17 protein-coding genes are annotated in these 23,480 nt (G+C 38.5%); 14 read left to right on the forward strand and 3 right to left on the reverse strand.

Features of this window, described 5'->3' with window-relative positions; all coding sequences use genetic code 11:
- The first annotated feature begins 17 nt into the window (after positions 1 to 17).
- The 3 genes from nifJ (at position 18) to O3598_RS08790 (ending at position 6,663) form a co-directional block, all read left to right on the forward strand.
- On the forward strand, positions 18 to 3,557 hold the full coding sequence (nifJ, locus tag O3598_RS08780; protein ID WP_371452407.1) for a pyruvate:ferredoxin (flavodoxin) oxidoreductase: 3,540 nt from the start codon (positions 18 to 20) through the stop codon (positions 3,555 to 3,557).
- A gap of 175 nt (positions 3,558 to 3,732) precedes the next feature.
- Positions 3,733 to 5,322 carry a class I SAM-dependent methyltransferase gene (locus tag O3598_RS08785; protein WP_287505162.1) on the forward strand — a complete coding sequence of 530 codons (1,590 nt, stop codon included), beginning with the start codon at positions 3,733 to 3,735 and terminating at the stop codon, positions 5,320 to 5,322.
- Between the two features lie 312 nt (positions 5,323 to 5,634).
- Entirely contained in the window at positions 5,635 to 6,663 is a 1,029-nt protein-coding gene (locus tag O3598_RS08790; protein WP_005378417.1) for a helix-turn-helix transcriptional regulator, read from the forward strand.
- Between the two features lie 79 nt (positions 6,664 to 6,742).
- Here the strand turns inward: O3598_RS08790 and putP are convergent, their stop codons facing one another.
- Positions 6,743 to 8,230, reverse strand: a complete 1,488-nt coding sequence (gene putP / locus O3598_RS08795; RefSeq protein WP_016476548.1) for a sodium/proline symporter PutP — start codon at positions 8,228 to 8,230, stop codon at positions 6,743 to 6,745.
- Positions 8,231 to 8,493: 263 nt separating this feature from the next.
- Between putP and recQ the strand changes: the two genes are divergently transcribed.
- The 7 genes from recQ (at position 8,494) to O3598_RS08830 (ending at position 17,384) form a co-directional block, all read left to right on the forward strand.
- Positions 8,494 to 10,326: a DNA helicase RecQ gene (gene recQ, locus O3598_RS08800; protein WP_287528475.1), complete on the forward strand. Its 1,833-nt coding sequence runs from the start codon at positions 8,494 to 8,496 to the stop codon at positions 10,324 to 10,326.
- A gap of 60 nt (positions 10,327 to 10,386) precedes the next feature.
- Positions 10,387 to 11,178 (forward strand): thymidylate synthase, encoded by a 792-nt coding sequence (locus tag O3598_RS08805; protein WP_105092621.1) that lies wholly within the window; start codon positions 10,387 to 10,389, stop codon positions 11,176 to 11,178.
- A 9-nt stretch (positions 11,179 to 11,187) separates the two neighbouring features.
- Positions 11,188 to 11,682 carry a dihydrofolate reductase gene (locus O3598_RS08810; RefSeq protein WP_105092620.1) on the forward strand — a complete coding sequence of 165 codons (495 nt, stop codon included), beginning with the start codon at positions 11,188 to 11,190 and terminating at the stop codon, positions 11,680 to 11,682.
- The gene (locus O3598_RS08815; RefSeq protein ID WP_371452411.1) at positions 11,682 to 13,859 is read left to right on the forward strand and encodes a Tex family protein; all 2,178 of its coding nucleotides are present in this window, start codon (positions 11,682 to 11,684) and stop codon (positions 13,857 to 13,859) included. Before O3598_RS08810 ends, O3598_RS08815 begins: the two co-directional genes overlap by 1 nt.
- Positions 13,860 to 14,131: 272 nt before the next feature.
- Entirely contained in the window at positions 14,132 to 15,616 is a 1,485-nt protein-coding gene (locus O3598_RS08820) for an aldehyde dehydrogenase family protein (protein WP_371452413.1), read from the forward strand.
- Between the two features lie 397 nt (positions 15,617 to 16,013).
- Positions 16,014 to 16,442 (forward strand): PIM7 family immunity protein, encoded by a 429-nt coding sequence (locus O3598_RS08825; RefSeq protein WP_371452415.1) that lies wholly within the window; start codon positions 16,014 to 16,016, stop codon positions 16,440 to 16,442.
- A gap of 558 nt (positions 16,443 to 17,000) precedes the next feature.
- Positions 17,001 to 17,384, forward strand: a complete 384-nt coding sequence (locus tag O3598_RS08830) for a hypothetical protein (protein ID WP_371452417.1) — start codon at positions 17,001 to 17,003, stop codon at positions 17,382 to 17,384.
- A gap of 254 nt (positions 17,385 to 17,638) precedes the next feature.
- Here the strand turns inward: O3598_RS08830 and O3598_RS08835 are convergent, their stop codons facing one another.
- Positions 17,639 to 18,259 carry a hypothetical protein gene (locus O3598_RS08835; RefSeq protein WP_371452419.1) on the reverse strand — a complete coding sequence of 207 codons (621 nt, stop codon included), beginning with the start codon at positions 18,257 to 18,259 and terminating at the stop codon, positions 17,639 to 17,641.
- A gap of 92 nt (positions 18,260 to 18,351) precedes the next feature.
- Here O3598_RS08835 and O3598_RS08840 point away from each other — a divergent pair, with 92 nt between their 5' ends.
- Positions 18,352 to 19,419, forward strand: a complete 1,068-nt coding sequence (locus O3598_RS08840) for a hypothetical protein (RefSeq protein WP_371452421.1) — start codon at positions 18,352 to 18,354, stop codon at positions 19,417 to 19,419.
- Positions 19,420 to 19,502: 83 nt separating this feature from the next.
- Here O3598_RS08840 and O3598_RS08845 read toward each other — a convergent pair whose 3' ends face one another.
- Complete coding sequence (locus O3598_RS08845) at positions 19,503 to 20,078, reverse strand: hypothetical protein (protein ID WP_371452423.1); 576 nt, start codon at positions 20,076 to 20,078, stop codon at positions 19,503 to 19,505.
- A 256-nt stretch (positions 20,079 to 20,334) separates the two neighbouring features.
- Here O3598_RS08845 and cshA point away from each other — a divergent pair, with 256 nt between their 5' ends.
- The 3 genes from cshA (at position 20,335) to O3598_RS08860 (ending at position 23,422) form a co-directional block, all read left to right on the forward strand.
- Entirely contained in the window at positions 20,335 to 21,906 is a 1,572-nt protein-coding gene (gene cshA / locus O3598_RS08850; protein WP_371452425.1) for a degradosome RNA helicase CshA, read from the forward strand.
- A gap of 194 nt (positions 21,907 to 22,100) precedes the next feature.
- Entirely contained in the window at positions 22,101 to 22,520 is a 420-nt protein-coding gene (locus tag O3598_RS08855) for a Fur family transcriptional regulator (protein ID WP_005379327.1), read from the forward strand.
- 65 nt (positions 22,521 to 22,585) lie between these two features.
- Positions 22,586 to 23,422, forward strand: a complete 837-nt coding sequence (locus O3598_RS08860; RefSeq protein WP_371452427.1) for a deoxyribonuclease IV — start codon at positions 22,586 to 22,588, stop codon at positions 23,420 to 23,422.
- The last annotated feature ends 58 nt before the right edge of the window (positions 23,423 to 23,480 follow it).

Below are 23,480 nucleotides of genomic sequence, written 5' to 3' on the forward strand. Positions count from 1 at the left end.
AAGGAGGCAATAATCACATGAGTCGTAAATTTAAAACTATGGACGGCAACCAAGCGGCTGCTCACGTTTCTTATGGTTTTACAGAAGTTGCTGCGATTTACCCAATCACTCCATCTTCTCCAATGCCAGAACACATTGACGAATGGGCTGCATCTGGTCGTAAAAACATCTTCGGTAACACTGTTCAAGTTGTAGAAATGCAATCTGAAGCAGGCGCTGCTGCTGCTGTTCACGGTTCCTTGCAAGCTGGTGCATTAACAACAACTTTCACATCTTCCCAAGGTTTGTTATTGATGCTTCCTAACTTATACAAAGTAGCAGGCGAATTACTTCCAGGCGTATTCCAAGTAGCTGCTCGTGCATTAGCTGCACATGCGTTGGCTATCTTCGGTGACCACCAAGACGTAATGGCTGCTCGTGCAGCTGGCTGTGCTATGCTTGCAGAATCCTCCGTACAAGAAGTAATGGACTTGTCTGCAGTAGCTCACTTGACAGCTATTAAAACTCGTGTACCGTTCATCAACTTCTTTGACGGTTTCCGTACATCCCATGAAATTCAAAAAATTCAAATCTGGGACTATGAAGAATTAAAACCTTTAGTAGATATGGAAGCAGTTCAAGCATTCCGTAAAAACGCTTTGAACCCAGATGCTCCTGTAACTCGTGGTACTGCAGAAAACCCTGACGTTTACTTCCAACATCGTGAAGCATCCAACAAATTCTACTTGAACGTTCCTGACGTTGTAGAACACTACATGAACGAAATCAACAAATTGGCTGGTACTAACTACCAATTGTTCAACTACGTAGGTGCTCCTGATGCAACTGACGTAATCGTTACTATGGGTTCCTCCGCACAAGTAGTAGAATCCACTGTAAATTACTTAAATAAATTGGGTCGCAAAGTTGGTTTCATCAACGTTCACTTGTTCCGTCCATTCGCAATAGATCGTTTGTTGAAAGCTATTCCTCAAACTGTAGAACGCATTGCTGTTCTTGACCGTACAAAAGAACCAGGCGCTTTGGCTGAACCATTGTTCTTAGACGTTCAAGCTGCTGTAGTTGACGGTGGTCGTAACATCAAAGTTATCGCTGGTCGTTATGGTTTGAGCTCCAAAGACGTTATCCCTGCAGACATCGTTGCTGTATTCGATAACTTGAATGCTGAAAATGGTAAGAAATTCTTCACATTGGGTATCAATGATGATGTTACATTCTTGTCCTTAGATCGTGCTGAAGGCGTAGAAGTTGAAACTCCTGGTTTGACTGAATGTAAATTCTGGGGCTTCGGTTCTGACGGTACTGTAGGTGCAAACAAATCCGCTATCAAAATCATCGGTGACCACACTGACTTGTATGCACAAGCATACTTTGATTACGACTCCAAAAAATCTGGTGGCGTAACAATGTCTCACCTTCGTTTTGGTACTAATCCAATCAACTTACCTTACTTGATTACTGAACCTCAATTCGTAGCATGTCACCGTCAATCCTACGTACATGAATACGACTTACTTCGCGGTATCAAAAAAGGCGGTACATTCTTATTGAACTGTACTTGGTCCCCTGAAGAATTGAACGAACATTTACCTGCTAAATTACGTCGTCAAATCGCAGAAAAAGAATTGAACTTCTACATCATCAATGCTGCGAAAATCGCTGCTGAAATCGGCTTAGGCGGTCGTATCAACATGGTAACTCAAGCTGCATTCTTCAAATTGACTGAAATCATCCCTGTAGATGATGCTATCAAATACTTGAAAGAATCCGTAGTTACTTCCTATGGTAAAAAAGGTCAAAACATCGTTGACATGAACAACGCTGCTATCGACCAAGGCGTTGGTGCTCTTGTAAAAGTAGACGTTCCAGCTGACTGGAAAAACGCTGTTGATGAAGGCGGTCACAAAGCTAAACCAGGCTGTGAATCCTGCCCATCTTTCGTTCAAAATATTGCACAACCAATCAATGCACAAGCTGGTTATGATCTTCCTGTATCCACATTCGCTGGTTACGAAGATGGTACATTACCTGCTGGTACTGCTAAATTCGAAAAACGCGGTCCTGCATTGTTCGTTCCAAAATGGATGCCAGAAAACTGTATCCAATGTAACCAATGTTCCTTCGTATGTCCACATGCTACAATTCGTCCAATCTTGGCAACTGAAGCAGAAGTGGCTGCAGCTCCAGAACATTTCGATACAATCCCTGCATTGGGCGCTAAAGACCTTCAATTCCGTATCGCAGTATCCCCATTAGATTGCTTGGGTTGCGGTAACTGCGTTGATATCTGTCCAGCTCCTAAGGGCAAAGCTATCGTAATGACTTCTATCGATTCCGAAATCGAACAAGCTGAAGCTTGGAACTACGCTGTTAACCTTCCTGTAAAAGAAAACCCTATGAAGAAGGAAACTGTTAAAGGTTCCCAATTTGAACAACCATTGTTCGAATTCTCCGGTGCTTGTGCAGGTTGTGGTGAAACTCCATACGCTAAATTGTTAACTCAATTGTTCGGCGATCGTATGATGATTGCGAATGCTACTGGTTGTTCCTCCATTTGGGGTGCTTCCATGCCAGCTTCTCCATACACAACTAACCAACAAGGTCAAGGTCCTTCTTGGGCAAACTCCTTGTTCGAAGATAATGCTGAATACGGCTATGGTATGTACATCGGCGTTAAGAAAATCCGTGAACAATTGCTTGAAGTAGCTAAGAAAGCTGTTGAAACAGCATCTGGCGAATTGAAAGAAGCATTGGAACAATGGATTGAATTCGCTAACCTTGGTGCAGCTACTCGTCAACGTTCCGCACGTTTGGTAGCAGCAATCGAAGCTGAAGGTGCTACAACTCCAGAATTGAAAGAAATTCTTGATAAAAAACAATTCTTAATCAAACGTTCTCACTGGATCTTCGGTGGTGACGGTTGGGCATACGATATCGGTTTTGGCGGTGTTGACCATGTATTAGCTTCTGGCGAAGACATCAACATCTGGGTATTCGATACTGAAGTATACTCCAACACTGGTGGTCAATCCTCCAAATCTACTCATGAAGCTGCTGTAGCTCAATTCGCAGCATCTGGTAAACGTACTAAGAAGAAAGACCTTGGCATGATGGCTATGTCTTATGGTTATGTATACGTAGCACAAGTAGCTATGGGTGCAGATAAAAACCAATTGATGAAAGCTGTTACAGAAGCTGAAGCTTATCCAGGTCCTTCCTTGATCATCGCTTACAGCCCATGTATCAACCATGGTATCAAAGCTGGTATGGGTAAAGCTCAAGAAGAACAACGCAAAGCAGTTGCTTGTGGTTACTGGGATCTTTACAGATACAACCCTCAACTTAAAGCTGAAGGTAAAAACCCATTCTCCTTGGATTCCAAAGAAGGCAACTACGACGAATTCCAAAACTTCCTTAAAGGTGAAGTTCGTTATGCTTCCTTGGCGAAAGCTGCTCCTGACGCTGCAGAAGAATTATTCGCTAAATGTGAAGAAGACGCTAAAGAACGTCGCTTAAGCTATGTTCGCTTACAAAAAGGTTTCGAAGAAGTTAAATAATTAATTTCTCTAAACTGCATATACAAGAGGCATCCTCATTGAGGATGCCTCTTTTGCATCTATCATCCTTATGAATAGGTGTATAGTACACATGATTTTGGTATAATAGATAGTATATATGTGTATTATTCATGTATTGTTTATACAATATATGTTTTTAATGATAGAGGATATTATGACTACGAATACAAATGACGTACAACAAACCATTTATAGTGAATTAGGCTATAAATCTATGCCATTCCCATATACCACACCAGCTACTCTTGAAGCCTATGCGGCTCTCGTGGGTATTTCAGCACCTAACCCTAAAACTGCAAGAGTATTAGAATTGGGAGCAACCTATGGTGGCAATATTATCTCCCAAGCATTATTTAATCCTGATGCAACATTCGTAGGTATTGAGCTTTCACAAGAACAAGTTGAAAAGGGCAATGAAGTGATTGCGAATGCAGGGCTAACAAATGTTTCCTTAGTTCAATCTGATATTGCATCTATTGGTAGTGAAATTGGTACCTTTGATTACATTATCGCTCATGGTGTGTATTCTTGGGTCGATGACGGTGTCAAAGAGGCATTGTTGCGCCTTATCGATGAACATTTAGCAGAGGATGGAATTGCCTACATTTCTTATAATACCTATCCAGGTTGGCATACGATGGACGAAGTACGTCAGTTAATGATGTTCAGCAACCGTGATAAAGCTCAGTTTAATCACAAGGAAAAGGTACTGCATGGCAAAACGATTGGCAGTATTGTAGGTAGTCAAATTTTAAAATATGACAATCTAAAGGAACGAAATAGTAAATTCTTAGGTGCTCTTCGTTCTGTTATGCAAAAAGATGAATACTATGTTGGTCACGATCATTTAGAACCTAATAATGACCCTGTATATTTCTATCAATTTAATGACCATTTAGGAGCGCATAATTTGGCATATCTATGTGATGCTGATTTAACTTTATCTATGGTGCGTAGCTTTGATGCTGATATTGCGGATACATTAGATAAACTCGCACTTAATGACCATGTAGCTCAAGAGCAATATTTAGATTTTATGCTAGATACGACCTTTAGAAAATCTATTATATGTAAGGCTAAGCATGCAGAATCTGTAACCTACGACATGGGAAATCCTGAACTTGTAAATTCTGTACCTATGCGAACCATTATTAACAACTTTACCTATACAATTCTCTTCAATGAAGAAGCATTGTCCATGTTTGAAAATGATATCGTACGCGATACATTCCAGTCCATTATTAAGGATGGCGGTCAGTTTAATATGATCGAGGCTTTAGCCATTGTGAAAGCTGCTAATGATGCTGCTAAGGGCGATGATGCAAGCTTAGAAGCCGCTGTTGATGCGTTATATGTAGCTATGGCAGAACATATTGTACGCGGTGGTCTACGTTTCTTGAAACATCCACATCCTAAAGCTTACTATATGGAGGGACAATCCTTTGTACCTGCTAGATTTACAAAGTTTGTGAAAGCTTTAGTTGAATCTGGTACAGACATCATGTATGGGGCTACCTCTGAAAATGAAGCCGTGGAAAATCTGTCCGATGAAGATTTGATGTTTATGGAAATCCTTAATAAACCAAAGGCAAAATCTACTATTGTTAATGCGATTAAAAAGAATATCTTTGGCGGTGCACAAGCTGGTCAGGCAAAAAATCAAACAGCTATGGCTGAAGCGTTCTATGCTGAATTGACGAAACGCATGGAAACATTAGGCTATTTAGAAAATAAAATTAAATAAAGGTATTTCCTGTGTAGCATATGATAATAATGTGCGATGGGGGATAGATAAAGGCTAATTCTCGATATATAGAATTAGCCTTTATTTTTATGTTCAATATTTTCTTTTTATTTTATAAATATTACATTTTGTTATGTTAAGTTGCATAAAAGATATAGGAAGGATGAAGAAATGCATGAAAAACACATGAAGTAAACATGACTTTTATGATATACTTTGTATGAGTGATTTTGTGTACATGTAAAAATATGGTCATAGTAGGCCATATTTTGTTGTTAGTTAGTATAAGTATATTGTAAAAGGAGTTTTTCCATGGCATCTAAAAAGGCAGTACTAGTATATATACTAGAAATCCTACGAGATGAAACCGATGCAAATCATACATTATCTCAAGAGGAAATTCGTAGCATCTTAGCGAAGAAATATGAATTGACGGTAGATCGTAAAACCTTAGGGCGTCATCTAAATGATTTATATGAATCTGGTAATTTTAATATTGAATGTGAAGAATCTGCACTAGGTACAGATGGTTCGATTCGTCGTACCAATTTTTATATGATTCACCCCTTTGAAGAGGCTGAGTTACATTTGTTAATCGATGGCCTATTAGCATCACGTCATATTAGTGTAAATCAGCGTAAAGACTTGATTGATAAGGTATCTGCCTTGGGAGGCCGTTATTTTAAATCCCATGGAAAACAAATTAAGAGTACTCCTGATTCTCTTGTGAGAAGTCAGGATCTATTCCTAAATATTGATCTCATTGAAAAAGCGGTGACGGAAGGGAGAAAAATTTCGTTAGTCTATTATCAGCCTAGTACAGATAATAAATTATATCCTAATCTTGATTATGCAGGTAATGAGCGAAATTATATTTTTAATCCCTACCAATTAGTATCTAGTCGAGGACTCTACTACTTGGTAGGTAACCACGATAACCATGATGATATGTCTACACTACGTGTAGATCGAATTGGTAACATTAAGTTATTGGATATTCGCCGTAAGCCATTGCGGGAAATCCAAGGCTATCACAATCAAAATACCTTTGATGTAGATAGATACATGAAGGAACATATCTATATGTTTGGTGGTGAATCAGTAACGGTAGTATTTGAAGCAAAACGCAGTATCGTTAACCAAATTCTCGATTGGTTTGATGGAAATGTAACATTTTTAAACGAGACGCCTCAAAAGGTGGAGTGTCGTGTTCATGTTAATCGGGAGGCTTTCAAATATTGGGCACTACAATATATGCAAAGTGTGAAAGTATTATCGCCAGCATCATTAGTGTTCGATGTGCGTGAAGCCATTCGTGATGGATTATCACAATATGTATAAGAAGACGGGCTGTAAGTATAATAGCCCTTTATTACGAAAAAGGAGCTATTGAGAAATCAATAGCTCCTTTTATCCGTTTTTAGAGAATATGCAATTTTTCTGCTTCTTTATAATCTTTTAATACTGGACGTGGTGGTAACTTATCGAAAATGCTGACAAGGTAAATCGCAATAGATGAGAAGATAAATCCTGGTACGATTTCATAAAGTCCAAAGAAGGCAAATTGTTTCCAAATTAGAACTGTAAGACCACCTACGACGATACCCGCAATACAACCACGGCGCGTCATGCGTTTCCAGAATAGGGAGAAGATGATAGCAGGACCAAAAGAGGCACCAAAGCCAGCCCATGCGTAAGCAACCATCGTAAGGATGAGGCTATCTGGATTTAATGCTAAGAAAATGGATATAGCCGCTACCAACAATACAACAATACGGCTTACAAGCACGAGTTCTTTGTCGGTTGCCGTTTTGTGAATGATATTAGCGTAAAAATCATTAGCAATAGCAGAGGCTGTTACTAATAGTTGAGCGGATGCAGTACTCATGATAGCTGCAAGTACAGCAGACCAGATAAGGCCAGCCATAAATGGCGTAAATAAACGTTCCGTCATAACGAGGAATATCGTCTCTGCATCTGTACCAACTAATTTTTCTGGTAACATATATACATGACCGATGAGGCCTACGAAAATAGCTGCTAATAAGGAAAGGATAACCCAAACCATAGCAATATTTGTGGATTTTTTTAGTTCCTTTGCATCGGAAATCGCCATGAAGCGAACTAGGATATGTGGCTGACCGAAGTAGCCAAGACCCCAACCAAGGGAAGAGATGATGCCGATGACAAGAGCAAACATATCACTCGTATCACCCCAGAGGTTTAACCCTTGAGGAAATTCACTTTGGATGAGTTGCATCGTATCAATAGGACCACCTAAGTACATAGCTGCCGTAATAGGTACAGCCAAGATGGCGAAGAACATCAACGCCCCTTGAATACAGTCCGTCCAAGATACGGCGAGGAAACCTCCGAGGAAGGTATAAAATACTACAATGCCCGCCGTAATAAAGAGGGAGACCGTATAGTCTAAGCCGAAGATGGTATTGAATAATTTGCCTCCTGCCACAAATCCAGAGGATGTGTAGATGAGGAAGAAGATTAATATAAACAATGCAGAAATAACAGCTACCGAATGGGATTGATCGTGGAACCGATTTTTTAAATAATCCGGCAATGTTAAGCTGTCGCTAGCTACCTCCGTATGGTTACGCAATCTACGGGATACGAATCGCCAGTTGGCCCAGGTGCCCAAGGTAAGTCCTACGGCAATCCATACACCGGAAATACCCGTAGTATAGGCCAGACCTGGTACCCCCATAAGCATCCAACCGCTCATGTCGGAGGCTTCGGCACTGAGTGCCGTAATCCACGGTCCTAGCTGTCTACCGCCCAATATATAGTCACCAATACTGTTCGATTTGCGATAATAGTAGACCCCGATGTACATCATCAGTCCTAAATACAAGGCAAAGGCGATTATGATCATTATGTTGTTGTGTGTCATGCCTATATAAAACCTCCTTAGGGTTGTTCACCACGTTAAAATATATACTAATTATTGTATCATAAATTGCCATTCTATAGGATATGTAAATCAGATAATTTATTGGTAAATATTGATGATATTGTTAAAATTACTAAACAGTATTATATGAAAATAATTCAAAAAATACCTCAAAAAATGATACAATAAATAGACACGATATTTCATTTTGATATGGCATATAACATTGTTAATTTTGTACACATAGGAAAGGAGGTATACCGATGGAGGCTATTAATTCTCGTGATAGAGCGTTACAACTACTGCAAACCTACTTTGGGTATACCTCTTTTCGCCCAGCTCAGGAGGCACCGGTAGCATCTTTATTACAAAATGAGGACGTAGTAGCTATTATGCCTACAGGCGCTGGGAAATCGATATGCTTTCAAATTCCAGCCCTCTGTAAATCGGGCATATCCATTGTGTTTTCACCCTTAATATCGCTTATGAAAGATCAAGTAGATAGCTTGGTTGATCAAAATATACCGGCTGCCTTAATCAATAGTACACTAACGCAAACTGAATTTAATAAGACCATGTACGAGGTGCGTAGTGGAAAGATTAAATTACTATATATTGCACCAGAACGACTAGGATCTAATTTCTTTTGTAATGTATTACGCTCTATGCCGATTTCCCAAGTTATTGTCGATGAAGCACACTGTATTTCACAGTGGGGCCATGATTTTAGACCGTCCTACAGATTGATTGGCGATTGGCTATCTAGTTTGCCTAAACGTCCCGTAGTAGGGGCTTTCACAGCGACTGCTACGAAGGCAGTAGAAAATGATATTAAAAAATTATTAGGCTTAGATTGTGCAAATGTGTATGTTACGGGATTTGATAGGCCTAATCTATCGTTTTCTGTGGTGCGCACACCTAAGCGTATGGATTATGTAGTCGACTATGTTCGTCGTCATAGTAATGAAAATGGTATCATCTATTGCTCTACTCGAAAGGATGTAGAGCGGGTCTATGATAATTTGACGCGTGCCGGCATCCAAACTGGATATTACCACGCCGGTTTATCCGATGAGATGCGCCAAGATATGCAGAATAAATATGCCTTTGACCAATTACAAGTTATGGTTGCGACGAATGCATTTGGCATGGGTATCGACAAGAGTAATGTGCGCTATGTGTTGCATTATCAAATGCCGCGCAATATGGAGTCCTACTATCAAGAGGCGGGACGTGCAGGGCGCGATGGTGCACCGGCGGAATGTATATTGCTCTATAGTGGGCAAGATGTGCGCGTTCATAAGTATTTGATTGAACAAGGTCATCTAGAACCACAACGTGAGCAGGTAGAACTTAGAAAATTACAATCTATGATTGATTACTGTTTCTGTAGTACATGTCTAAGGAAATATATGCTCGCCTATTTTGGTGAAATCGTTCCGTGGCTCGAATGCAGTAACTGCAGTTCTTGTAATACAAAAGGGGAACGTGTTAATGTTACGAAAGAGGCGAAGGCCATATTCCGTGCCATTATCGCCACAGAGGAGCGGTATGGTGCCTCTATGATTTCCTCCATTGTGCGTGGTGAACGAACAGATCGAATTACACGCGCTAGACTCGATGCATTATCTGTATTTGGTTATTTATCAGATATAGGTGATAAGGAAATAAAAGGGCTGATTCAACAATTTGTAGCCTCTGGCTATTTGCGGAGCTCTATGGGGAAATACCCCATTTTATCTGTTACAGCTGGCGCAGAAGAGGTGTTAGCTGGACATAAAGAGGTAGAAGAAATTCGACAAGAGGTCATTGTACCTTCTCGTAAAACAAAGAAGTCTGCATCTATATCTCGCTCCGAAGTGCCTCGGTCTGGCTCAGGTGGCTTATTTGAACATTTACGACAACATCGTAAACAACTAGCCTCACAGCTAGGGGTACCGCCATATATTATATTTCCAGATACGGTACTTATCGATTTAGCCAATGTACGACCTAGTACATTAGGTGAATTCGGCAATATAAAAGGCGTAGGGGAAGCAAAATTGAAAAAATATGGACTTTCATTTTTGGAGGTCATTGAACAATATAAGGGATAATGATAAGGCGTTATTAGGCGCATTATATTAAGGGAATGTTACATTCCGTTAGGGGGAACTATGAGCTTAGCAGATACACAATATCTCAATATTATTGAAAATATTTTAGATCATGGTATTTATGGTCAAAATCGAACTGGTATCGCTACCTATAAATTGCCACAGCAAATCATGCAATTTGATTTACGAGAGGAATTTCCCATTCTTACTACAAAGTTTGTGGCCTTTAAAACAGCGGTGAAAGAATTGTTGTGGATTTGGCAGATGCAGTCTAATGATGTGCGTAAACTGCAAGACATGAATGTCCACGTATGGGACGAATGGATGCGTGAAGATGGCACTATTGGCAAGGCATATGGATACCAAATCTCTAAATATAAACAATTGGATAATCTCATCAAAACCATAAAAGAGGATCCGGATAGTCGCCGCATGATTGTTACATTATGGAATATTGAGGATTTGCCTGATATGGCTTTGCAACCTTGTGCGTATGAAACATTGTGGGATGTAGGTGATGGCTATTTAAACTGCATGCTCATCCAACGCAGTGGTGATATGGGGCTTGGTGTTCCATTTAATACGGCTCAATATGCAGCACTCTTATGTATGATTGCTCAAGTAACGGGCTTGAAACCGGGAAAATTCACGCATGTTATTAATAATGCACATGTTTACGAAAATCATGTAGAAGCATTGCGTGAGCAGTTGGCTCGTCGTAATCAAGCGTTACCGGCACCGACAATTCATGTAAATCCAGACATCACTGATTTTTACGATTTTACACCAGAAGATATCGTGTTAGAAGGGTATGAACATTTAGGTAAATTATCCATGACCGTAGCTGTTTAGGGGGATACTATGTTAGCATTGATTGTAGCGGTTGCACATCACCGCGTTATCGGCAAAGATAATTCTCTGATTTGGCATTTGCCCAATGATTTGAAATTCTTCAAGGAAAAAACGACAGGCCATGTTATTATTATGGGCCGAAAGACCTTTGAAAGCTTGCCTTTTTTGTTGCCCAATCGAGAGCATTGGGTGATTACAACAAATAAAGGTTTTAATGCACCGGAAGGAGTTCGTGTATTCTCCTCACCAGAGGCTGTTGTAGAGGCTGCAAAAAATCTTGATGTAGCCTATGTGATTGGGGGTGCCCAAATTTACGAAGCCTTTTTACCTTATGTAGATGTAATGCATATTACCGAGGTTGACCATGAATTTGAAGGGGATGCGCATTTCCCTGAATTCGATGCGTCAGCTTTCACCATTACCTCTGTTGTAGAGGGAACGGTAGATGATAAAAATAAATACCCTCATCGATTTGTAACCTATGAAAGAAAAGGACATAACTAATGGAATCAATGTTTGCCATTATCGCAAAGGAATTAGGCGTTAAGACCGGTCAAGTAGAAGCTGCGGTTACTCTATTAGACGAAGGAAATACGGTGCCGTTTATCGCTCGTTACAGAAAGGAAGTAACAGGCGAACTACAAGATGAACAGCTGCGAACTGTTGAAGAACGTATTAAATATTTGCGCAATTTAGAAGCACGACGCCAAGAAATCATCAATGCTATTACAGAACAAGACAAGATGACTGATGAATTGATGGCATCTTTGATGAAAGCTGTAAAATTACAAGAATTAGAAGATTTGTATTTACCATATCGACCTAAGAAACGGACACGGGCCATGATTGCCCGTGAACGAGGTCTTGAGCCATTAGCGGAAATGATAGTAAACGATACAGTAACATCGGGCAATTCATTAGATATCGCAAAGGAATATATTTCTGAAGAGGTGCCTACGCCAGAGGATGCCATTCAAGGTGCATCGGATATCGTTGCAGAAATCGTCAGCGACAGTGCAGATTTTCGCGCTACTCTTCGTAAGCGTATGTGGAAGGAAGGTTTTATCCAAGCGGAACTCGTAGAAGATAATGAACACAAGGACCAATTCCTTCAATATAATGAGTATGCTGAACCAGTTCGGCAGATGCCGTCCCATCGTATCTTGGCAGTTAATCGAGGCGAAAAATTAGGGGCTCTTAAATTGGCCCTAACCGTACCCGATGAATCCTATATTCAATATATGGTGCATGGTATTACTAAAAATGAACAATCTATTTTTAGTGATGTGAAAGCTAGCGCCGTAGCAGATGCATACAAACGTTTGATTTTCCCTGCCCTTGAGAGGGATATTCGCAATGAGTTAACTGAATCTGCTGATGAGCAAGCAATTAAGGTGTTTGGCGTAAATCTTAAAAACCTCTTATTGCAACCACCATTGGCAGGCCATGTCATTATGGGCCTTGATCCTGGGTATCGTACGGGTTGTAAGATGGCTATTATCGATGCGCAAGGGAATGTACTCGATTATGGTGCTTACTATTTAACAAATAGTGAAAAACTAAAACAAGAAGCACAAAAGAAATTAGCTGAGAAAATTCGTAAATTTAATGTGACGCTCTTGTCTATCGGTAATGGTACGGCCTCTTATGAAACAGAACAATTTGCGTCTAAGATGATTGAAGAGGAAAAATTAGATTGCCACTACATCATTACTAATGAAGCGGGTGCATCTGTATATTCTGCTTCAAAATTGGCTATTGATGAATTGCCAGATTTAGACGTAACGATTCGCGGCGCCGTATCTATTGCACGACGTGTACAAGATCCATTAGCAGAATCTGTTAAAATCGATCCTAAGTCTATCGGTGTAGGTCAATATCAACATGATGTAAATCAAAAGCAATTAACTCATACATTAGACCAAGTAGTTGAATCTGTAGTAAACCATGTGGGGGTTGAACTTAATACGGCATCTCCAGCGATTTTGCAACATATTGCAGGCATTTCTGGTACGGTAGCAAAAAATATCGTAGCATTTCGTCAAGAAAATGGTGGGTTTACTAGTCGTAAGCAACTATTAAAGGTGCCACGCTTAGGTCCTGCAGCATTTACTCAGTGTGCCGGTTTCTTGCGATTAAATGGTGCTAAGAATCCACTGGATAATACATCTGTTCATCCTGAGTCTTATGAATTAGCGGAACGTATCATTGGCGAGCTAGGTTTTACATTAAAGGATTTACAAGATAAATCCCAACTTGAAGCATTACAGGTCAAATTACCATTGGTTGATGTAGATAAGATGGCGCATAAGCTTGATGCGGGTATTCCTACTGTGCGAGATATCATTGCAGCTCTTGCTAAACCAGGTCGTGACCCTCGTGAGGATTTACCAGCACCTCTGACACGTAAACATGTAGTAAGTCTTGAGGATATCAAGGTTGGTACGGTTGTTAAAGGTACGGTGCATAATGTAGTAGACTTTGGTGCCTTTATTGATTTTGGTTTAAAAACGAATGGTTTATTACATCGTAGCGAACTATGCACGGCGAAACAACATCCTTCTGATGTACTTGCTGTAGGCGATATTATTGAAGCCGAGATCATCTCTGTAGATGTAAAGCGAAATCGTATCGGATTATCCGTCAAGTCATTGAGAAATAAAGACAAGAAAAAGGCCTAATTTTGTTAGGAGAATTCGTAAAAAATTATACATGTCAAAATTGAACATGATTAAAAGGAGTCCTTTAGGTAATAGAGGACTCCTTTTTTGTGTACTTTATTATCATAAATAGTGATAAGTATATCGATTTTGATATAGAATAAAACTATTGAGAATACAATAAAATCGCTATATCGAAAATAATAAAACAGATTGAAATATTTAGATATTGGGTGTATGATGAACTCATAGAAGATAATTAATAGTCATTATCCATTAAAGGAGGAAGTACTATGAGTTTACATATTAAAGAAAGATATGGCCTTTTAATCAATAATGAATGGGTACCTGCATCTGATGGTGCTGAATTTAATGTATATAACCCTGCTAATGGCGAGCAACTTGCTGTTTGTGCAGAAGCTACGCAGGCGGATGTTGATAAAGCTGTAGCAGCTGCAACAGAGGCTTTTAAAACGTGGAAAACAGTTTCTCAAGTCAATCGGGCAGATTATTTATTAAAGATTGCAGATGCCATTGATGCTCACAAAGAACATTTGGCACAAGTTGAGACCTATGACAATGGTAAACCAATCCGTGAAACATTAAACGTGGATATTCCACTTGGTGCAGACCATTTCCGTTACTTCGCCGGTGTGCTTCGTGCAGAAGAAGGTTCGGCACAAGTATTTGATGAAAATACATTGAGCCTTATTATCCGTGAACCAATCGGCGTGGTTGGTCAAGTAGTGCCTTGGAACTTCCCATTCTTAATGGCTGCTTGGAAACTGGCACCAGCTCTTGCAGCAGGTTGTACAGTTGTCATTAAACCTTCTAGCCATACATCTCTTAGTTTGTTAGAACTAGGTAGCATTTTGCAAGACATCTTACCTCCAGGTGTTGTAAACATTGTAACGGGTAAAGGTTCTAAATCTGGCCAATATATCCTTGATCATCCTGGATTTAGCAAACTTGCCTTCACAGGATCTACAGAAGTAGGCCTAGATGTATATAAAGCAGCATCTGAACGCTTGATTCCTGCTACATTGGAATTAGGTGGTAAATCAGCAAATATTTTCTTTGACGATGCGAACTGGAAACAAGCTCTTGATGGGGCATTGCTCGGTATTCTTTTCAACCAAGGTCAAGTGTGCTGCGCTGGTTCCCGTATCTTCGTACAAGATACAATTTATGATAAATTTGTAGCTGAACTTTCTAAATTATTTGATAAGGTAAAAGTTGGATTGCCTTGGGATGAATCTACACAACTAGGTTCCTTGATTTACGAAGCACAAGTTAAGAAAGTACTTAGCTATGTAGAACTTGCTAAGGAAGAAGGCGCTCGTATTGTAGCTGGTGGTGAACGTATTACAGATGGCGAACTTGGCAAAGGTTGCTTCGTAAGACCGACACTCATCGTGGATGCTACAAATGATATGCGCGTAGCTCGTGAAGAAATCTTTGGTCCGGTGGCAGTAGTGATTAAATTCCATAGCGAAGACGAAGTAATTGAACAAGCTAATGATAGCTTATACGGCCTTGGCGGTGGCGTATTTACACAAAACCTTAACCGTGCTATCCGTGTAGCTCGAGCAATCGAAACAGGTCGTATGTGGGTTAATACATATAACTCCATCCCAGCAGGCGCACCATTCGGTGGTTACAAACAATCTGGTATCGGCCGTGAAACACACAAGGTTATCTTGGAACACTACACTCAAATGAAAAACATCATTGTAAATTTGAGTGATAAACCATCTGGGTTTTATGATTTAGATTAATAATTTAATAGATTTTCCTTTTACGTATATTTGATAAGAAGGCACCTCGAAGAGGTGCCTTTTTTGCATTATCATACTATTACTTAATTTTATTGTAATTAGTGTTCTTTGCTTCCTCTAAATATAATTTCAAGGATACAACAGGTAGTATTAGTGCTAGCATAGGATGCATTGATAGCAAATGGAAAAGCGTGACTCACTAGGCAGGTATTTATGCTGGAGAAGTAGGCTATGATAAGATTTATAATAATATTAGTCTAGTTCAAACTTAGGCGTAGAATCTATAGGTAAAGCAAGCTCGACTACTCAATCTATAATCTCAGATGTTATACTAACTGTAGATGATAAAGAAATTGATGCTAAGACAGAGAATACTTATACAGAGAGGAGGATAAAAATGATGGAACTTCAAAAAAGAATTGATATATTAGATTTATGGGATGAAATGCCATATTCATTAGATATTAAAGATTTTGGTAATACAGTCATATTATTGTCAGAATCCTGTGAAATTAGATTTATTAACTGTATAGAGGTTAATATTAAAAGTGACATTTTATTTAAGAATAAATCAATGAAATTTCATGAATATCGTAATCATGAATATGATATTCAAGATATTAGTGTCGAACCATGTGTTGTTAAAACAGATGGAACTATGACTCATAATAAGAAATGGGTAAGTCCAGTACTAAATGGTGTTAAAGCTAAAATAGTTATGCCTGTAATGTGTATTGATTTGGTTGCTGTTGATTTTATAATTTCCACAAAAGAGGATGAAGAGAATCTAATACAGTCTAAGTTTAGTTATATAGACCTTGAATAATTAAACGTATTGTATTAAATTTTTTAAGCTGTTAATTTATATAGTCTCAGGGAGAATGAAATCTTTACTATTTTATCTTTAATAGACCTTTTCCTTATGAGAATATAAAATTGGAGTCAGTTAACTATAATTTAGTTATTAACGGAAATCGTATAATGTTTGACTATCAGAGATTAGTTCATACTAAATGGAGGTTCTATAATAAATGTTGGGGTGACATCATTAACGGTGTCACTACCAACACGTATTGTCCTATAATCTGAATTTAATAACTTCTTTACATCAGTTCCTGCATGGATGAAGCAATTAACTAATGCTTTCTTATTACCAGATTCTAATGGATATAGAGTAGTTGTTCCTAATATAATTATTCAAGAGGTTTCTGGCTCATCAGTATCGGGAGATTGTAATCTTTTGGGGTCATATAATATAACACCGACTCCAGGTGGTTATACTTTACATGTTATTGGTATTGAAACTGGTGCACATATATCTGTAAATCGAACTGTGGTTAAATTTTTAAGATATCAAAACCAACTTTAGAAAGGATAAGAAATAATGTTTGTTAATCCATGGCAGTTTTGTGTAGCAATCGTTCTCATGATTTTTGGAACATATTTTATTGCATTTCGTTTTTGGTGTCGTCGAAACGGTATTCCGGTAGAGATTTTATCAGTTACACCTAGAATTATTAAAGAACTTCCTAATTTTACAGTTATTTATGGATATGATGTTAAGTATCTATTAAATGGTGCAGAATATACGACTCACAGTCTAGAGTTTTATATTACCGTGTTAGTTCCAGGACCTATGATTCCTTATAGTACAACGGGTAAATTACTTCATAATGGAAAGGTGAGTCTTGATAAGGTAAAAACAAATACGACATATGGTGTTGTATTATGGTTATTTGCCATTATTCTCTTGGCTGAGTTATATTGATAGTTATTTAATTATTGGAATAGAGGTGTATTAATCTGAAATGGATAACTGATTTTGATAAAGATACCTTTGAAGCATTAGCTATTAATGCAATTAAGAATCGGAAGGCATTACAATTAGGACCATTAGAGAATCAAACACTCCGTCAATATCTAAGTAAATAGAATATGCGATTAGTGAAAATAATTAAACGGGCACCAATTTAATTATTGGTGCCCGTTCGAGTTATCCATTATAATTTTGTTAACATAGAACTAGAATATATTTTTTATGATATAGTTGATCACGATGAGTGGAACGATACTAACAACTAAGGTTGTTGCAGTATCTCGCACAGACATATTATATTCTGCAATACATAGTTTTAATAATGTAAATGCGGTCCACCCATAAGTGCACATATTCAAGATGAATATAACTGTTCTAACTAGACCGGATGGGAGTGTATTAGTGTATAAACTCATCATAAATGGTACAAATATAATATTTTGTACTAGTGTAAGGACCGCAAATACTCCTACAGCGTACATGAATTGTTTGAAAGTATCTTGGAATGTTACACTAACTGTAGGATAGGTGCGATTACAATAAAAGTTAAAGATATAGCTTGCTAATAGAGCTGGGATGACAGCCTTTAATAAAGCTTTAACTATGAGTCCCAATAATGTGGTAAATGAAAAGATGGTAAAGAATGAATAACTTACGATGCTTATCGTGATGCATGCTATAAGATACGTTAAGATAGCCATTACAACATAAGCGATGATACCCATTGGTAAGGCTTCATTAAGGGTACCATTGGTTTTGAGTTTATTACTACCTTTTTCCGGAGATAAGGTGAGCGTCACTAGATGTGTCCAATTAATTCCGTTCATAATTCCCTCTCTCTAAATTATAATGAATATATATACTAATAATTATAATGTAGCATATGTGTATCAGATGAAAATTAAGGAGTATTTAATCTATGAATCATATTTCAATCGATAAATTATACAATCCTCAATATGATTTGTTAGCTGTTTCTGATAAAAAGGCATTATTAAATACATTGGCAGCAATATATAATTTAGAATTGATATGTTTTAAAGAGTTTAAGGCTTTTGAAAAATCAACATATACGGCAGTATATCGCTCTAATGATGGCATAGATTTTGTATTTGTTCCTGGGGATACCGTTAGGCTCGGTCTTAATTTTGACAATAAAAAGTTGCAAGATATTTTTGATAAAGAAAGCTTAATGGATCTTGCCTATGTATTTTTAGATGGTTACGAAGATGAAATTTATAGTGAAGAGGATATTTTAACTAAGATTAGCGAAGCACTGGCAGATGAGGCAATAATATCCAACATAGAAAAGTATCTTACGCATAATTTTACCCAAGAGGGGGAATTTATAATACATCCACTTTTAGTACAAAAAACGTATAGTGAAACCTGTTGGATACCTATTTCCGATGAGGAACTTATACAAAATAGAGAGTGGCAGAATATGATTAAAAAAGCCGAGATAAAAGGCCTTTCTGAAGTTATGGTTCACAACACAGTTTGCTTATATAAAACAGATGATAGTAATTGGTGTGGCAAATATTATGAAGTCACCACCTTTAAGAAACTGTTACAAAACATAAAAGATAATGGATACTCTCTTCCTACACAAAGAGAATGGGAGTATTTATCTGGCAAGGGGTGTAGAACCATTTTTCCTTGGGGGAATAATATAGATTTCTCTATGAATTTAAAACATATGGAATGGATGGATAATGATGGAGATTATACGTTAGAAAAAGAAAACTTTTTTGGCCTTGTTATAGGTGACGATCCGTATTGTAGAGAAATTGTATATGATAATGATGTGTTTTCCTATAAAGGCGGAGATGGTGGCCGCAATATATGTGGAGGATTAGGTGTTGTGTGGGGATATCTTCCTGTTTCACCATATTTTCAAGATTGTGAAATGGTAATTGGCGACAATATAAATGGCGGATATGATTTTTTTAGACGGGTTATAAGGATTAATGACAATATGAAATGATGTTGCAGATAATAAATCTACGGTGTCAAATGATAACATTATTACATAATTAAAATAGGTGCTCCTTAGGAGCACCTATTTTATTAATATTGGGATAAACGGAAGATTCTTCTGTATTCTTCCGGTGCATCAGAACCATCAGATGGTTTTATGATGACTCTAATATATATTTTTTCTTTGAAATCTGGATATGTTGTAGCATATTCTTTGCAGAATTGATCCATTCGATTGTAAAAATTTGTTACATCATGGTTTTCTATGGCTGAATAGGGGATAGGCATTTCAATATACAAAGAAGCCGTGTCGTATGTAGCATAGGATAACTCCTCTGCTGTTAGATGGTTTTTCATTAATGGAAGTGCGGTTATTAATGGAATATTGGTTATTAGTATTCGCTCAACTTGTGGCACAACAGGTGCCGAGGTGTGCAAGACTTCAGATATTTCAATGGGCGTTTGTGGATATTTGTCAAAGGTGACTTGCCATGTATTGCCCCTTCGTGACTCTAGGTGATAGGTCAGATTAGGATAGTTCTTATTTATATATTGGTGTACCTCATCCTCACTGTAATGGGAGAGAAGATGACAACCTGTTGTCATTATGAGGGAGAATATGATTAATGGTAATAATACAAATCGTTTAAGAGTAAGTGGTTTCATTGTATATTCCTTTTATAATGCTCTTAAAAGTTTAGCAACATTGTAAATGCTTAAAGAGTATCCATTAATTTGTTGGGCTCTTTAGAAGTTATTTTAATTATATTATACCTAAATTATATGTTTACTCATATAGTTGATTAGGATTCATGAATATATGCATTAGAAAATACATTTGATGTAATAGCTTTCACCATTGAAATATGATATACTATTCTAACGCGCATAATTCGTGCGCGATAGGAGGAAACACATTTAGATGTTAGAAAAATTTGAACAATTAATGATTAGCGAACCTGTTCTACGTGCGTTAAACGATATGGGCTTTGAAGAGCCTACGCCAATTCAACAGGAAGCTATCCCAGTAGCCATGAGCGGTAAAGACATGATCGGTCAAGCTCAAACAGGTACTGGTAAGACAGCGGCCTTTGGCCTACCTGTATTGGAACGCGTAGACGGCAGTAATCGTCACGTTCAAGTAGTGATTTTGTCCCCTACACGCGAATTAGCTATTCAAGTAGCAGAAGAGCTTAATAAAATGGCTCAGTATACGGATATTACGGCATTACCTATCTATGGTGGCCAAGATATTAACCGTCAATTCCGTGCATTGAAAAAGAATCCGCAAATCATTGTTGCCACACCAGGCCGATTGATGGACCATATGGACCGCGGTTCTATTAAATTTGAAGACGTTAAGATTGTCGTTCTTGACGAAGCTGATGAAATGTTAAACATGGGCTTTGTAGATGACATCAACAAAATTTTAGGGGCTATCCCAGAAGATCACCAAACATTGCTATTCTCTGCAACAATGCCTAAGGCGATTCGCGAGTTAGCAGAAACATACCTTACAGAGCCAACGTTGATTCGTATGAAACCTACGCAAGTAACGATGGATCTTATCGAACAATACTATATCGAGGTACAAGATCGTCAAAAATTTGACGTGTTGTGCCGTTTGTTCGACTTACAAGCGCCAGATTTGGCTATCATCTTTACGCGTACGAAACGTCGTGTTGATGAAGTAACAGAAGCCCTTAAAAAACGTGGCTACATGGCGGAAGGTATCCATGGTGATTTATCACAACAAAAACGTGATAGTGTAATTCGTCAATTCCGCGAAGGTACAATTGATATCCTTGTAGCTACTGATGTGGCTGCTCGTGGTCTTGATATTTCCGGCGTATCTCATGTATATAACTATGATTTGCCTCAAGATCCTGAAAGCTATACGCACCGTGTAGGTCGTACAGGCCGTGCAGGTAAGGCAGGCGAAGCCTATACATTTGTTATCCCTCGTGAAATTGAACACCTTCATGCTATTGAACGTTTAACAAAACGTAAAATTGCGAAACGTCGTGCTCCATCTTTGGGCGAAGTTTTGGAAGGTCAACAACGTCTTGCTGTTGAAAGCTTAATTGAAATGGCTGGCAATACAGAAGAGTTGGCACCATTTAAGGTGAATGCAGAAGAGTTATTGAATGATACTGATTCCGTTACATTGATTGCGGCAGCACTTAAGTTGCTTACGAAAGAACCGGATACAACACCTGTAAATATTACAGAAGAAAAGCCTTTACGCGTGCGTCGTCGCCGTGAAGGTGGTCGTGGTGATCGCCGACGTCGTGATGGAGATCGTCGTAGAGATGGGGACCGCCGTCGCGATGGTGATCGTCGTCGTGATGACCGTCCGCGCCGCAGTCGTGATGATCGCAAAGGTGACCGCCGTGATAGCCGTCGCCGTGATGATCGTCGTAGCGACCGTCCTAGAGGTGATCGTAAACCTCGTCATCAAAGCGAAGGTTTTAAACCATACTTTAAAGACTAATATGGTATGAACTTTGTTTAATGTATATTCATAGTAGGATTGCTATTGAACATAAGTTATGAAAACGTGGATTGTATAAATCCACGTTTTTTATTGCTTAAAATCTACTAGAATGGTACAATAAATAATAATTATTGTTTGAAAATGGACGATAGAGTACCGAGATGTTTCCAAGTGGAGAAAGGTAGATTATTATGGATATCGCACAAATTTTGCGAAGCGAAGGGTTTAAGGTAACCCCTCAACGAATTGCAATTTATGATGCTTTGCGTGGTCATCACAATCACCCAACAGCAGAGATGATTTATCATAGCTTGCGTCCTACACATCCAAGTATGAGTTTAGCAACTGTATACAAAACAATGGAGATTTTTGAAAAAATTGGCCTTGTTAAGGTATTGGAAGTGGGCGATGAACGCGCACATTATGATTGGGATACAACAGCTCATGCACATATTCGCTGTGTTCGTTGTAACAAGGTAGAAGATATGATGAATGTCGATCTACATGCTATTGCTGATATTGCTGGAAAAGCTAGTGCTTATCAAATTACAGGACAACAAATTACATTCGAAGGCGTATGCCCAGAATGTGCAAAAAAAGAAAGCCACTAACAGATGCCCCCTGCGTATACTCATGCAGGGGGTTTTTGAGTCATATAGAGTTGAAAGGATATATAATGTTTACAATAGGAGCTCATTTATCTATATCAAAAGGGTATTTACATATGGGAAAGGAAGCCACTAAAATTGGGGGCAATACATTCCAATGCTTTACGCGCAATCCGCGCGGTGGTAGCATGCGTGCTCTCGATGTGGAGGACATGAATAGCCTTAGTGCGTATATGAAAGAACATAACTTTGGTACCTTGTTAGCTCACGCGCCTTACACGTATAATCCGTGTGCAGCTAAGGAGGATTTGCGCGCTTTTGCAAAACAAGCCATGACAGAAGACTTAGAACGCATGGAATATTTACCCGGCCAGATGTATAACTTTCATCCCGGCAGTCATGTAAAGCAAGGTGTTGACCAAGGCATCGAATACATCGTGGAGTGCTTGAATGAAATCTTATTCCCAGGCATGAAAACAACGGTTCTTTTAGAGGTTATGGCTGGTAAGGGCACGGAAATTGGCTCTCGTTTTGAAGAAATTGCTCGTATTATTGACGGTGTAAAATTAAAAGAGTACATGGGTGTTTGTGTAGATACTTGCCATATTCACGAAGGTGGTTATGACATCGTTAATAATTTAGATGGTGTCATCGACGAGTTCGATCGTATTGTTGGTCTCGACCGTTTGAAAGCGATTCACTTGAATGATTCAAAAAATCCTATGGGAGCACACAAAGACCGTCATGAAAAAATTGGGGAAGGTCATATCGGTATCGATGCAATTGCTCGTATTGTGACACATCCTAAACTGACGAATTTGCCGTTCTATTTGGAAACGCCAAATGAATTAGATGGCTATGCAAAAGAAATTGCTATGTTGCGCTCTATCGTAGATAATCAATAATCAAGCAAAATAAATTGAGTTATATAATAATTGGTATAAACTAAATATATAAGGTATA

Source organism: Veillonella atypica (genome assembly GCF_041431435.1).
Taxonomy (GTDB): domain Bacteria; phylum Bacillota; class Negativicutes; order Veillonellales; family Veillonellaceae; genus Veillonella; species Veillonella atypica.

What these genes read in the sequence shown, in the direction of transcription:
- nifJ (WP_371452407.1), top strand. Translation starts at nt 18, where the DNA reads ATGAGTCGTAAATTTAAAACTATGGACGGCAACCAAGCGGCTGCTCAC.
- O3598_RS08820 (WP_371452413.1), top strand. Translation starts at nt 14,132, where the DNA reads ATGAGTTTACATATTAAAGAAAGATATGGCCTTTTAATCAATAATGAA.
- O3598_RS08785 (WP_287505162.1), top strand. Translation starts at nt 3,733, where the DNA reads ATGACTACGAATACAAATGACGTACAACAAACCATTTATAGTGAATTA.
- putP (WP_016476548.1), bottom strand. Translation starts at nt 8,230, where the DNA reads ATGACACACAACAACATAATGATCATAATCGCCTTTGCCTTGTATTTA.
- O3598_RS08835 (WP_371452419.1), bottom strand. Translation starts at nt 18,259, where the DNA reads ATGAACGGAATTAATTGGACACATCTAGTGACGCTCACCTTATCTCCG.
- O3598_RS08825 (WP_371452415.1), top strand. Translation starts at nt 16,014, where the DNA reads ATGATGGAACTTCAAAAAAGAATTGATATATTAGATTTATGGGATGAA.
- O3598_RS08840 (WP_371452421.1), top strand. Translation starts at nt 18,352, where the DNA reads ATGAATCATATTTCAATCGATAAATTATACAATCCTCAATATGATTTG.
- O3598_RS08790 (WP_005378417.1), top strand. Translation starts at nt 5,635, where the DNA reads ATGGCATCTAAAAAGGCAGTACTAGTATATATACTAGAAATCCTACGA.
- cshA (WP_371452425.1), top strand. Translation starts at nt 20,335, where the DNA reads ATGTTAGAAAAATTTGAACAATTAATGATTAGCGAACCTGTTCTACGT.
- O3598_RS08855 (WP_005379327.1), top strand. Translation starts at nt 22,101, where the DNA reads ATGGATATCGCACAAATTTTGCGAAGCGAAGGGTTTAAGGTAACCCCT.
- O3598_RS08830 (WP_371452417.1), top strand. Translation starts at nt 17,001, where the DNA reads ATGTTTGTTAATCCATGGCAGTTTTGTGTAGCAATCGTTCTCATGATT.
- O3598_RS08805 (WP_105092621.1), top strand. Translation starts at nt 10,387, where the DNA reads ATGAGCTTAGCAGATACACAATATCTCAATATTATTGAAAATATTTTA.
- recQ (WP_287528475.1), top strand. Translation starts at nt 8,494, where the DNA reads ATGGAGGCTATTAATTCTCGTGATAGAGCGTTACAACTACTGCAAACC.
- O3598_RS08845 (WP_371452423.1), bottom strand. Translation starts at nt 20,078, where the DNA reads ATGAAACCACTTACTCTTAAACGATTTGTATTATTACCATTAATCATA.
- O3598_RS08860 (WP_371452427.1), top strand. Translation starts at nt 22,586, where the DNA reads ATGTTTACAATAGGAGCTCATTTATCTATATCAAAAGGGTATTTACAT.
- O3598_RS08810 (WP_105092620.1), top strand. Translation starts at nt 11,188, where the DNA reads ATGTTAGCATTGATTGTAGCGGTTGCACATCACCGCGTTATCGGCAAA.
- O3598_RS08815 (WP_371452411.1), top strand. Translation starts at nt 11,682, where the DNA reads ATGGAATCAATGTTTGCCATTATCGCAAAGGAATTAGGCGTTAAGACC.